10 protein-coding genes and 1 pseudogene are annotated in these 13,166 nt (G+C 61.4%); 8 read left to right on the top strand and 3 right to left on the bottom strand.

Features of this window, described 5'->3' with window-relative positions:
* Window positions 1–59: 59 nt before the first annotated feature.
* The 3 genes from F4Y45_18590 to F4Y45_18580 all read right to left on the bottom strand — a co-directional run bounded on the left by F4Y45_18590 (window position 60) and on the right by F4Y45_18580 (window position 1,470).
* Window positions 60–260, bottom strand: a complete 201-nt coding sequence (locus F4Y45_18590) for a hypothetical protein (GenBank protein MXY26514.1) — start codon at window positions 258–260, stop codon at window positions 60–62.
* Window positions 261–488, bottom strand: a complete 228-nt coding sequence (locus F4Y45_18585; protein MXY26513.1) for a hypothetical protein — start codon at window positions 486–488, stop codon at window positions 261–263.
* A 109-nt stretch (window positions 489–597) separates the two neighbouring features.
* Window positions 598–1,470: a hypothetical protein gene (locus F4Y45_18580; GenBank protein ID MXY26512.1), complete on the bottom strand. Its 873-nt coding sequence runs from the start codon at window positions 1,468–1,470 to the stop codon at window positions 598–600.
* An 825-nt stretch (window positions 1,471–2,295) separates the two neighbouring features.
* Here F4Y45_18580 and F4Y45_18575 point away from each other — a divergent pair.
* From F4Y45_18575 to F4Y45_18540, 8 genes and pseudogenes are all read left to right on the top strand, one after another.
* On the top strand, window positions 2,296–3,072 hold the full coding sequence (locus tag F4Y45_18575) for a hypothetical protein (GenBank protein MXY26511.1): 777 nt from the start codon (window positions 2,296–2,298) through the stop codon (window positions 3,070–3,072).
* Window positions 3,069–3,602: a gamma-glutamylcyclotransferase gene (locus F4Y45_18570; protein MXY26510.1), complete on the top strand. Its 534-nt coding sequence runs from the start codon at window positions 3,069–3,071 to the stop codon at window positions 3,600–3,602. The genes F4Y45_18575 and F4Y45_18570 overlap by 4 nt, the downstream gene beginning before the upstream one ends.
* Window positions 3,603–4,400: 798 nt before the next feature.
* A complete protein-coding gene (locus F4Y45_18565) occupies window positions 4,401–6,074 on the top strand; it encodes an SAM-dependent DNA methyltransferase (GenBank protein MXY26509.1) in 1,674 nt (557 codons plus the stop codon).
* Window positions 6,008–7,408 carry a hypothetical protein gene (locus F4Y45_18560; protein ID MXY26508.1) on the top strand — a complete coding sequence of 467 codons (1,401 nt, stop codon included), beginning with the start codon at window positions 6,008–6,010 and terminating at the stop codon, window positions 7,406–7,408. Before F4Y45_18565 ends, F4Y45_18560 begins: the two co-directional genes overlap by 67 nt.
* Window positions 7,218–8,138 (top strand): abortive infection family protein, encoded by a 921-nt coding sequence (locus F4Y45_18555; GenBank protein MXY26507.1) that lies wholly within the window; start codon window positions 7,218–7,220, stop codon window positions 8,136–8,138. Before F4Y45_18560 ends, F4Y45_18555 begins: the two co-directional genes overlap by 191 nt.
* Window positions 8,139–8,140: 2 nt before the next feature.
* Complete coding sequence (locus F4Y45_18550) at window positions 8,141–11,212, top strand: type I restriction endonuclease subunit R (protein ID MXY26506.1); 3,072 nt, start codon at window positions 8,141–8,143, stop codon at window positions 11,210–11,212.
* A gap of 595 nt (window positions 11,213–11,807) precedes the next feature.
* The gene (locus F4Y45_18545; protein MXY26505.1) at window positions 11,808–12,656 is read left to right on the top strand and encodes a hypothetical protein; all 849 of its coding nucleotides are present in this window, start codon (window positions 11,808–11,810) and stop codon (window positions 12,654–12,656) included.
* A gap of 226 nt (window positions 12,657–12,882) precedes the next feature.
* A pseudogene (locus F4Y45_18540) lies at window positions 12,883–13,085 on the top strand (transposase).
* The last annotated feature ends 81 nt before the right edge of the window (window positions 13,086–13,166 follow it).

The raw sequence follows: 13,166 nt of genomic DNA, 5'->3' as shown, positions 1-13,166 counted from the left end.
GACCACGCCACGGTCCGCTGACAACGCCCGCGCGCGCCCCGGCAGACGCCTGCAACGGACTACGACTCGACCGAAGTCTCTGCGCGGACCTCGGCCAGGTCGCGCTCGTCAAACAGGAACGGCGTCACGGTGCCGGCGTTGACGAGCTTGCGGATGGTCGTGGCGCGCAGCGTGGTGATCCAGCGCAGGCCGTCGACGCCCGCCAGGTCCTCGCGGATGCGCGCCGCGGTCAGCATGCCGCGGTCGCCCACCAGAACCACCTACTGCAGGCCAAACCGCTCTCGGAGCTTCGCCATCTGGCGGGCCAGCGTCATCGGGTCGGCCGTCGATCCTTCGAAGACCTCGACCGCGACCGGACAGCCCTCGGCCGTGCAGAGCAGGCCGAAGACGATCTGCAGCGTGCCCGACTTGCCGTCGCGGTTGTGCCCGCGCTGGGCCAGCGGGCAGTGGACACCCTCCACGTAGCTCGACGTCAGGTCGTAGAGCACCAGCGCGTGCTCCTCAAAGGTGCCGCTCGGCGAGCCGCTGCTCGATGCCGACCTGTCGCTCGACCAGCCATGGTGGTCCAGTTCCCAACATCAAGCTGAGGCCAGTTCATCACCGTCTCGAACTAACCGCTCTGCGTTTCACTGACGGTTCGGTGTTGGACCTTTCAATCAATCGTGTCGTCGCATGAATCGTTGCGAGGAAGAAATAGAACATCCAGCTATGCCAGATGCGTTCGTCGTACTGAATCCTCTGACGTTGATTGTGGTGCCGGACGCCGAAGTTGTTCGCGATGTTGAACAGGTCTGACTCGTCCTGTCGCGTCAGGACCGCCTTGGCCTGCGGTCGCAGGAACTCCAGAATGTCCGCCAGATCCCGAATGGCGTCCTTCCTGTCGCTCGACGTCGAGCCTCGCCTACGGAACTTGTCGATCGCTGCGTCGACTCGTTGCTGAACGCTTGTCGGATCACCGGGAGGACGCGGTGCGCTTTCAAGGTCGCGAAGTCCCTTTGGACCGATGGTAACGATCTCGCCGCGCGCTGTGAGAACGTAGCCCTTGTCATAATCGCGGAGAATCTCATTCACCGTGACGCGAAAGTAGTTTCGACCCGCTTCCTGGTCGAACGTCTCAAAGTGCCTGCCACATTGGAGGTAGGAGTGATAACGCCCTTCGACGCCCTTGGACGCACAGTCGTGAAGGAGTTCGATGACGTCGAAGAGATCTTCCTCCTCCCAGTTCCCGCTCGACTCGCGAAACGGCCAGAGGCTGCGTTTCTTGAGCTTGCGAAAAAAGAACACTTCCACGTCGTCACCGGCGGAGCCGGGCAAATCGCCATCAACGCAGTGTGTGCCCAAGACCTGCTGAAAGTATCCGGCCTTCTCCAAGTCCTCGAAGGCCGCGATAAACAGTCCTTTCACCTCGTTGAGGTCGAGGCGGGCCGAACGACGTCCGGTGCGAACGGAATAGTACGGTGTTTTGCGCACGAAAGCCCCAGAGAGAGCATTCTGGTCGAGCGGACAGTTCCACCGTTTCGAAGCTCGGTCCAGATGCCGTAATTCGCTTACAGACGTCTATGAGTGTAAGCAAAACGACGCGACGCTGAGAAACCGCAAGAGGCCAACCTCTGCGCCTCGCCGAGAAGCAAACCGCGCTGCGGGCCAGGAACGTAGCTCACCAAGGCATTCACACTAGCACACTCAGGTGCGCCGGAGAGGGTTGTCCCCGGGCGATATCGCCTAACGAGGACAACTCGCCACACTGAGTACCACGATCTGGCTGTCCTCGCCGCGTCGCCACAGTCGGTGGTTCGCCTGCTTTCGACTCTCCGATTCCATCGGAACGCAGCTTTCGGCTGAAGTCTGGATTGCCATTCCGCGTGGTACGCGCCTGCCGCGCGTTTCGACACCGGCGCTCCGAGTCGTCAACATCTCCACGGTAGTGTTCGATCTCGGGATCGGGGAGTACCCCACATCGAGGGCCAGACGGTTCGTATCTACGGCATCGCTCGCACCGTTGCCGACTGTACGCCGCGCGGTCGCAGCAGCGACCGACTTGTGGCTGTCGTGTTCGGTATGATGGCAGCGCGGCGTAGGCGGCGGATGGGAGTTGTTTAGGGCACCGGGGCGCGCGTGGGGTGCTTGAGGGCGGGGCTCTGAGCGTAGGAGATTCGGACTCCCGCTGCCGATGTATCCATCGGTGACCGATGCCGGGCAGGGCGGTGCCTGCGAGGCGCTCGACGCGATCCTGCAAGGGACTACGGGGCTTGGTGGCTGAACGAGACGCGAGACCGACAAGACGAGGGGAATCCCGTGACGCTGTGGATTGATGCGCTATACGACCGTGCTGCATCCTTCGGACGCGACGTTCTGGTTTACGTCGTTGCCGGGGGGGTCTTCGTGTTCGTCGCCAGTGTTCCCTGGCTCCTTCTTGCCCCTGAGAGGCCGACCCTCACCATTCTCGACGGCCTTGCGGATATCTTCGGTGGTGGCTCCATGTTCGTCGCGGTCTCGACGACCGCCGTGTTCCTTTTGTTTGCCATCGGCCAAGTCATGTTGAGTATCGGTTTCTGCTTGTCTAGCGAGCGGGACGCCTGTCCGGTTCTTCCAGAGAAGAATACTGGAGATCTCGCGAGATTGCGGGCCGCTGCGCGACGTGAGTCACTCGAATACATCGACGAACAATTGTCCCACGCCAACACCGCGAACCTAAAAGGGATCGTCAGGGATCGAGATCACCATCTAATGCTTGAGATAGTCGCACTAGGACGGAACAAGGAGTTGCATGACCGCTTCATCGAACGCTCCAACACGATTCGGCATGTACGTCTTGCCTTGGGAGCGGCATTCATTTCAGCCGGTGTTGTGACGGGAGTAGCCTGTTTGGCGTTGGCTGCGCTTGGCGCGAAGGACTCTGCGGCATCCGGCGAGCGAGTCTTGTTGGCCGCCATCCTCACCTTGGTTTCCCTTTTCTTCGGAGGAGTGCTGATGCATCAGCAGTTCAGGACGCAGGCCAGTTTCTACCGCCGAGTCCTTCTCGCGTACGCGGACGCAACAAGGGCGACCACTCCACAGGAGAGAACGCCGTGATCTACTTCGCCTACGGATCCAATATGCTGGAGGAGCGCTTGCTCCACCCTAGCCGGGTCCCTGACGCAATCGTGCACGCAATCGGAAAAGTGCCGGGTTTTCGGGTCCGTTTTCACAAGCGCGGCCGGGACGGGTCGGGGAAGTGTACGTTGGTCGCGGCGGACGACTCGGCCGCCGCATGGGGTGTGCTCTTTGAGGTGGCGCCGGATGATCTCATCACCCTGGATCGGGTCGAGGGTGTTCACACTGGAGGCTATGTACGTCAATTGGTATCGGTTCACGTCCCGGATGGCCGGTCGGAAGCCGCGGCGACCTACATCGCCCAGGAAGTGTTCGTAGACAACGCGTTGATTCCGTTCGACTGGTATCGTGATCTTGTAGTTGGCGGCGCCAGGGAACATGGCTTGCCCATCGAGTACGTTCGGGAGCTGACGGCGACGCCGGCGCGGCACGATCCGAACCTGCCTCGTGCTGGAGAGATGCGACGACTACTCGCCACTCGTCGATCGAGCACACGGGAAACTCGTTGATGTTGGCGCCGGGAACTCGCCGATCTTGATGCTGTAGAACTGGTCTACCTCGACGACCGACTGGACAGCAAGGGCCAATTTCGTGGCTGTAGCCCTGGAAGCCCGAGGGCTCGGCGAGTTGCGGAGCGGATGGCTCAACCCGCCGGAGTGGGTCGAGGGGATCGACGAGCCAGTACCGGGCTACCCGAGGCGGCCGGTCCAGATCCGTCCTCAGCCAGAGTGTGCGGTGCATGTGCAGTTTCAATTGCCATTGACATGTTTGCCGCACCTTGCCGGCCTCACGCCGGTCGACCAGAAAGCAGCACGAACCCGGCCACGTTCTCGGCCGCCTGTGCCAATTGTTTAGCCTCTTCGTCGGCGATAGGTTCCGTGTCGTTGTGGCAAGTTGGCGCTCGGGTTCGCCCAGCGTGCGATAGTCTGATAAGTCGGCGTCGCTCACGGTCGTGCGGTATGGTTACTGGGCAGCGGCCACGGTGCCGGGGCGACAACATCGGGGACGATGGGTGACGACGATGACGATCCCGTGACTGAACGCGGAACGTCACTGGGAGTGACCGTACTAGCCGAGCAGGCACATGTGCTCACACGCACCTTGCCGAAGCCGATGCCGCTGGAACCGCTGAGAGCAAGGGTCGCTTCCAGTTCCAAAGTTCCTCTGGAGCGGTGGATACCGCGGAGTTGAGCGGGGCGGATTCGGTCGCAAAACAAACGGGTTCAAACGAGAGGGCGGTATGGTACGCGTACCGACCGCTCTGGTCCGGCGCTTGGCGTCGGAAGATGAAGAAGGCTGAATCAGGCATGACGAACAATGATGCAACCGCCGACTTGGACTACGCCGACGTCCTATGGAAGTCGGCCGACGCCTTGCGCGGTCAGATCGACGCCGCCGAGTACAAGCACGTCGTCCTCGGCCTGCTCTTCCTGAAGTACATCTCCGATTCCTTCGACGCGCGACGCGGCGAGCTCAAGGACGAACTGGAAGCCGATGGCATCGCCGGGCCTCAGCTCGAGAGCCTGCTGGAGAGCCGCGACGAGTACACCGCCGAGCGGGTTTTCTGGGTGCCGCCCGAGGCACGCTGGCAGAACCTTCAGAACCAAGCCGCGCGACCGGACATCGCCACGCTGCTCGACGACGCCATCCTCGCCGTCGAGCGCGACAATCCGAACCTTAAGAGCAAGCTGCCGCGCGACTACGCCCGCCGCGGCATCGCACCGGAGAAGATGAAGGGGCTGATCGACCTGATTGCCGACATCGGTTTCAAAGACGACCGTGCCAAAGCCCGCGACACGCTCGGCCGCGTCTACGAGTACTTCCTCGGCAAGTTTGCTCAGGCTGAAGGCAAGCTCGGCGGCGAGTTCTTCACGCCACGCTGCATCGTACGGCTGCTGGTCGAGATGCTCGAGCCATATGAGGGTCGCGTCTATGACCCCTGCTGCGGCTCGGCAGGCATGTTCGTGCAGTCCGAACGCTTCGTGGAAGCGCACGGCGGACAGAAGACCGACATCTCGATCTTCGGTCAGGAGTCCAATCCCACCACGTGGCGGCTGGCGCACATGAACTTGGCGATCCGCGGCATCGAGGCCAACCTCGGCTCTCACCCTGCCGACACGTTCCTACGCAATCTGCACCCTGACCTCAAGGCCGACTACATACTCTCCAATCCGCCGTTCAACATCTCGGACTGGTCGGGCAAACTGCTGGCCGACGACATGCGCTGGCGCCATGGCACGCCGCCCGCTGGCAACGCCAACTATGCCTGGATCCAGCACTTCATCCACCACTTGGCCCCGCCCAACGGTCACGGCGGCGGAGTCGCCGGCTTCGTCATGGCCAACGGTTCACTTTCCAGCGGCTCCGGCGGCGAGGGCGAAATCCGCCGGCGCATCGTCGAGGCCGATTTGGTCGACTGCATCGTCGCGCTGCCGGCCCAACTCTTCCTAACCACCGGCATCCCTGCCTGCCTCTGGTTTCTCACACGCGACAAGACCGGCAGGAACCTCAAGCATGGCGGGCGTAACCGCAAGAGCGAGACGCTCTTCATAGACGCCGGCAAGCTCGGCACGATGAAGACCCGCACGCTACGCGTGCTCACCGGCGGCGACGCCGGCGAAAGTATGCTGGCCGACGGGATGGGTGACCCCAACTTCGATTCCGACCTAGGCCGCATCGTCTACGCCTTCCGGCAGTGGCGCGGCGAGCCTGCGCCGGATTGGTGGGTCGAGGCCAAGCACGGCAAGTGGGAGTACTGCGACATCCCCGGATTCTGCAAGGTCGAGTCGGTCGAAGCCATCGGCAAGCACCGCTTCGTGCTTACACCCGGCCGCTACGTCGGCGCCGAGGAGCAGGAGGATGACGGCGAGCCGTTCGCGGAGAAGTACCCGCGCCTGCTCGCAGAGTTGGAGGATTGCTTCGTAGAGGGCAATCAATTGACGGCTGTGGTGCGAACGATGCTTCAGGGGATCCCCAAGTGAGTGAACACGCATCGCTCTATGAAAGCGTGTTCTCTGGGTGTCCCGTTGAGTGGGAAATTGTCCCGTTTGCAGATGCCATCAACTTCCAGGAAGGTCCGGGGATTCTTGCGAAGGACTTTCGCGAAGAGGGGGTGCCGCTGCTTCGGTTGCGGAATATCGAACGGCCGTTTGTTGATCTTGTCGGCTGCAACTTCCTCGACCCAGACATGGTCGAGTCGCGGTGGCCACATTTCCGCGTTGTGCCAGGTGACCTTCTCGTCAGCACGAGCGGCACGCTCGGTCGGGTGAGCATAGCTACCCAAGCATCCGCTGGCTCGATCCCCTATACCGGCATCATCCGGATGCGTCCGGCTCGGGTAGATGTTGATGCCGGCTTCATCCGGTACTTCCTCATGTCGCCGCTGTTTCAGCTTCAGGCAGAGGCGTCAGCCGTAGGAAGCGTCCTAAGGCACTTTGGCCCGAGTCACCTTAGGGAGATGTCGTTTCCGGTACCCTCCTCCAACGAACAGCGCACCATCGCCGGTGTGCTCGGCGCACTGGACGACAGAATTGAACAGAACCGGCGGACGGCTCGGGCACTTGAGCGGCTGGCCCAGGCGATCTTCCGGGCGTGGTTCGTAGACTTCGAGCCGGTGAAGGCCAAAGCTGCTGGCGCAGTCTCCTTTCCATCTATGCCCCAGGCGATCTTCGACGCCTTGCCCACCCACTTCATCGATACCGAGATCGGCGCCGTGCCGGACGGGTGGGAAGTTGGCGGTACACCGAACATCGCGACCCTTTCGAAGGTGCAGGTGAATCCGCGGGAACATGCTAACGAGGTTTTCGACCACTTCAGCATTCCCGCATTCGACGCAGATACGTACGCGGTTGTCGAATTCGGTGAGGCAATCAAGAGCAACAAGTTTCTGGTCTCGGAAGGATGCGTTTTGCTCTCCAAGTTGAATCCTCGAATCGCAAGAATCTGGCTGCCGCCACCACCTCGTGGGCGACGGCAGGTTGCATCTACCGAGTTTTTGGTGTTTGTGCCGAAGTCAACTTTCGACCGGCATTATATCTACTGCCAATTCCAGCAGTCTTCGTTTCGCGAGGAACTGGCGCAGAGCGCGTCTGGCACTTCAAATAGCCATCAACGCGTACGTCCCGATGACGTGCTTCATAAATCGATCATCGTGCCCCCATCTCCAGTTCGGAAAGGCTTCGCTGACATCACCGATCCGCTATTCGCGCTTTCCACGGCTAATCATACTGAATCGGCAAAGCTCACCGAGGTACGCGACTACCTATTGCCTAGGCTGGTTGGCGGCCAAGTGCGAATGGAGGTCACCCATGCCTGAGCCATCTACAGCTCGTACTCCATTCCGAATGGTCGGTGCACGCACTGCGGTGCTTGACGGTCCCAACGTCGAGGCGATAGAACAGCAAATCCACACCATTGAGAGCACGCTGGAGAGCGTGCCCGACTTTGCCTTCGATCTCTCCAAGACGCTGGTCGAGTCCGTCTGCAAGACGGTGCTCGCCGACATCGGTCAGCCGGCGGACCCTAAGTGGAATGCGCAGAAGCTCTTGAAGGAGACGACCAACTTCCTGGCCCTATTGCCGCGCAACCATCCCGCGTCGGCGAAGGGGCGAGAGTCGGTAAAGAGGACGATTCAGGGTCTGCTTCAGACCATCCAGGGCCTATGCGAGCTTCGCAACAGCTATGGCATGGCCTCACATGGGCGCGACGACTCTTCCCCGCGGCTCGGCCCTCGGCATGCCACGCTCGCCGCGCAGGCGGCGGATGCAATCGTGTCGTTCCTCTACCGCATCCATCGCGACGCGCTCATACAGAATCCGGGCGCTCGGATCTACTACGAAGATCACGCTGAATTCAATGATGCGTTTGATAACGACAACGAGACGATACGAGTCAGCGACTTGGGGCTGCGACCAAGTCAAGTACTGTTCAAGGGGGATCCGGAGGCTTACAAAGCCGCGCTAAACGACCATATCGTCGGACAGAACGGGCCCGACGACCTTGACGGTCTCATTGCGCCGGGTGACGACGGGCAGGAGGTCGGTTAACGATGTCCTCACCCACCGAGCAGCTTGTTGAGGATGTCGCCTCGGTCTACTTCGGAACGACCGGCGCTGCGACCAAGCGTGGCGTCGAGATCGACGACGCCGGCGAGCGCGACGATGCGTCTCAGGTCACGCTGAAAGGCCCTCTAGCTTCCGCGCTGCATCGATTCAACCCCTATCTACCGCACGACAGCATCGAAGAAGTAGTGCGCATCCTCTCGCGGTCACCGCACCCGACGCTGATCCAGAACAATCGTTGGTTCCACTCGCTGCTCACCGACGGCGTCGAGATAGAGTACCCCGAGGCTAAAGGCGGCGAGACCCGAGGCAGGCATACTCGACTGGTCGATTTCGACGACCCCGACGCGAACGACCTCCTGGTAGTACGCCAACTTACCGTTATTGGGGCCTCGGGCAAGGTGATCCGCCCGGATCTGACAGTGTTCCTGAACGGCTTGCCGCTCGCGCTGATCGAGCTGAAAGACCCGACCAACACCCAGGCAAACCCGGGCGTGGCCATCGACCAACTCGACCGCTACATGCAGATCGCTCCCGAGCTGTTCGTGTCGAACCTAGTGCTTGTGGTTTCGGACGGCATGCTGACCCGCGTCGGCTCGATCACCAGTGGGCGCGGCCGCTTCATGCCCTGGCGGCCGATCAACGATCGTGAGGGTGGCGTCGCTCCAACCCTGGAGGCGCTGATCCGGGGCCTGTTCGATCGCCGGACGTTCGTCGACTACCTGCGAACCTGTATCACGTTCGAGGAGGACGAACGAGGCGGGATCGCCAAGAAGATCGCGGGCTACCACCAGTTCCGTGCGGTGCGCAAAGCGCGCGCCAGCGTGCTAGCGCGTCTCAAGCCGCCGTTGGGCACGGGCGACGGTCGAGGGGGCGTGATCTGGCACACCCAGGGTTCGGGCAAGTCGCTGACCATGTTGATGTTGGCCGGGGGACTGATCCGAGAGCCGCGCATGGCCAACCCGACGATCGTCATGGTCACCGATCGCAACGATCTGGACGATCAGCTCTTCGACACATTCGCCGCCGGGCGTGCGCTGCTTCGACAGGCTCCCGTCCAGGCCGTGACCCGGGAGCATCTCAAGGCGTTACTCGACCACGCGGCGGGCGGGGTGGTGTTCACGACGATTCAGAAGTTCGCCGAGGCGCACGGCGTGGTCTCAGAGCGCTCGAACGTGATCGTTATGGCCGACGAGGCGCACCGCAGCCAGTACGGCTTCGTCGAGGGCGGTGCGCGCTGGATGCGCGAGGCGTTGCCGAACGCCACCTTCGTCGGCTTCACCGGCACGCCGCTGGAGCGTGACGACAAGAACACGATCCACGTCTTCGGCGATTACGCAGACGTTTACGACATCCGCCAGGCCGTCGAGGACGGCGCCACCCGGCCGCTCTACTATGAATCCCGCATCATCAAGCTGAAGGTGAACGAGGAGGGCATGCGCGTCGCCGAGGAAGAGGTTGATTACGTTGCCAACCCCGACCGCGGCGAGGAAGAGGCGTGGGACGGTATCCGAGTGCCGCCGGAATCCCTGGTCGGCGCCCCGGAGCGCATCGAACGCCTCGCGGCGTTCATCGTCGAGCACTGGGAGAAGCGCCGCGCCGCGATGGAAGGCAAGGCGATGGTGGTGACCATGAGCCGCAACATCGCCGCACGGCTCTACGAGGCGATTCGCACGCTGCGCCCTGACTGGCACGATGCCGACGACGAACGAGGGGCGATGAAGGTGGTCGTGACCGGCACCAACGAAGATCCCGAACCGCTCAGGGACCATGTGCGAACCAAGGTCGCTCGCAAGCGTCTGGCGGAGCGCTTCAAGGCCCCCCACGACGACCTGCGTTTGGTGATCGTCTGCGACATGTGGCTGACCGGCTTCGACTGCCCGCCGGCGCACACCATGTATCTGGATAAGCCGCTGGCCGGGCACAGCCTGATGCAGGCCATCGCGCGCGTGAATCGCGTCTACGGCGACAAGCCCGGTGGATTGATCGTGGACCTGCTGGGCTTGGCCGACCAGTTAACAGATGCCCTCGCGACGTACACCCAAGCCGGCGGCACGGGTGAGGCCGTCAGGAAGGTGCAGAACGAGGCTGTGCCTGCCATGCAAGCGGCCTTCGAGAAACTACGAGGCTTCTTTCACGGTTGCGACTACGAGCAGGCGCTCGACGCCAAGCCGCAAACCGTGCTTGCAGTGTATCTACGCACGATCGATCACGTCTTTGGGCAGAAGGACGGCTGGAAGCGCTTGCGCACGCTGGTCAAGGAACTGTCGGCAGCCTTCGCCCTGGCGGTTCCACGCCCGGAGACCGAGGCCATCGCGCCGCACCTCGCCTTCTTCCAGCGCGTGATAGCCATGATTCGCAAACGACTGGCGGAAGACACCGGCGGTGGTGCCGATTACTCCCGGCAGCGCGACATCGACGCCGCGGTGCGTCAGGTCATCGGCGGCGCGGTCGATGCCGACGATGTGATCGACCTGTTCGCCGTGGCGGGGCTGTCGGACGCCCGCCTCGACATCCTTGGCGATGAGTTCCTCGGACGGGTGGCGGCGCTGGAGCAGAAGAACCTGGCCTTGGAGACGCTGCGCAAGCTGCTTAACGACCAGATTCGCATCACTGAGCGCACGAATATCGTCCAGAGTCGCAAGTTTCGCGAGGCGCTCGAAGACGCGATGCTGAGCTATGCGAACAAGGCGATCACCACCGCCGAGATGATCTCGAAGCTGATCGACTTGGCGAAGAGCCTTCGAGACGCCCAGCGGCGCGGCGACGAACTCGGTCTGAGCAGCGCGGAAACTGCCTTCTACGATGCCTTGGCGGAGAACAGATCAGCCAGAGAAGCGATGCAGAGCGATACGCTGCGTCTCATGGCTCGGAAGCTGACCGAAATGGTCAAGAACATGCCCAAGCTTGACTGGACCCAGCGCGAGTCCGTACGTGCGAGTCTGCGGCGTAATGTTCGCCGCCTACTGGCGAAGTACGGCTATCCTCCTGATCTGGCCGATGAAGCGACCCAGTTGGTCCTACGACAGGCGGAGTTGTCAACGGAGAACTCGGGGTAAGCCACGGCTCGCTTTCCGTCACTTCTCCTTGGCCGCTTGGCTTGGACCACCGATCACAGAGAATCGAGTTGAGGTAAAGGGGTTCGCGCTTCCCCTGTTCTGTGATCCGCGCGCGTTTCGGGCCGGACTCCACTCGCTTCGCTCCGTGCTTCCCGCCCGAAACGTGTGGTCGGCATCAACGTGAGAACGTCTACTGAGCCCGAGACGTCTCCCCCAAGATTGTGCAGTCTTCGATTGCTATTGACGCCCACCACTGATGCCGTCCTGTAGAATCGTTCGTACAGCGAAACACCGCCGTATGGTGCCGAGGCGCTGGACAGGATTGAGTCGGTGCCAGCCGAACGCCCATTGGAAGCTAACGTACCCGAACAGTTGATGTATGCGCCAGATCCGGGGCGCGAGTCAACCTCCCTTGTCAACACCGCACCCGCTGCAACCCGCTTTCGCGGACTTGCACGTTTCTCTGCACGGTCACGATGTGCCGTTCCAGCAGCCAGCCCCGGTGTCGCTGCTGGTAACCGAGGAGGACGCGTTGCTGATCACCGACGAAGGCGCGCTGCTTGTCGCGACATAGACATTCACACAACGCTCCGGTATGCCGTCTCCCATTGAACCCTTCATCGTCCACTACGAGTACGACAAGTACTCGACGTCGATGGACGCACGCCGCTACGCGGAGTCCGTGCACGGCTATTCTCGGATCTACTCCGTCGCGGCTTCGCTGCTGGCGACGTCGCGACTCCCTGGAAACCGGGGAAGAAGTGCGGTTTCAACACGGATATCGTCACAGACCGCCAACTCCATCGAATTACAGTGGATTCTAGACGCGTCGGTTACCGCGTACACCGCGTTCCCGGGAAGGCCGCAAGACTTCGCGGTCCTATTTAAATTCCTGTCCGCGTACCTGCTCCTTCCAAGGCGCACAAGTGCTGATAGGCAGATCGACCGCGTTTACGAGGACCGCAAAGATGAAAGGCGTCTCATCAGGGAGTTCAGACAATCGGAGGAGCGACTATTGACGAGGGCCTATGATCTGGTCGAGCGGTCACGGGAGAGGGCTGTCGATGTGATTGGGTACGGCTGCTCCGGAATCACGCAGTTTCACCGCACCGATGACGCAATGACGACAACCGAGTCCGACGCGGCAATAATACGAAGCGTCGATGAAGTGATCGACAACCCTTCCAGGTATCACGTTCTGGAAATAGAGGGTCTGAACCGTCGCACTGGACGGTGCAAGCTCCGGCTCGCTGACAACCCGAACCGTGTAATCAAAGGGAAAATCCATGACAACTTGCTGCGGCAGACTCCGAATCCCTACGCGGCGGCGTTTGCAAATCGTGCGGAAGTAATCGTCGGTGGAATGAGGACACGAAAGGGAAGGTCGGAGGTTCTTGACATCTTCACCATTTTCACGATTCACCACCACCCACCGCGCGCGTAGGAGTGATAATGGCGCAACTGCATCAAAGTATGTCAGTGCCATGTCTCTCGGTTCTTCCAGGAATCGTGTGGGTAGGAGGGCGTTGGAGTTAGCCTCCGCGCCCGTGGAGTCAAGTGTCGCCTTAGCCTTCTAGTCGTGGCTTTTCTGGCACGAAGAGTAGGCCGTCGTCGGACGCACCGCAACGAAATCTGAGAGCAGCAACCGGGATGCGAGGACCAAGCTCGCCGAGCGGTTCAACGACACCGTGCTGGACGAGTTTCTTCCGCGTCAAGATGCGGGAGCAGTTTCTACGAGAGCGTCGAGGCGCTGCAGGCCGACCTCGATGCCTGGCTGCAGCACTACAGCACCGAACGCCCCCATCTCGGATACCGAAACCGGGGACGGAGGCCCATCCAGACCATCAACCAGTTCGTAGGTCAAGAAAGCTAAGAGGACACTTTGACGGCAGACAGCGACAAGCTACTACTGATGCAGTATCGTTGATTTAGTCTTGGTCACCGACGCGAGGTC

The sequence above is a fragment of the Acidobacteriota bacterium genome (genome assembly GCA_009838525.1).
In the GTDB taxonomy this organism is placed as follows: domain Bacteria; phylum Acidobacteriota; class Vicinamibacteria; order Vicinamibacterales; family UBA8438; genus VXRJ01.
Note: the sequence above shows the minus strand (reverse complement) of the source record. Positions and strands in the feature narration are given on the sequence as shown.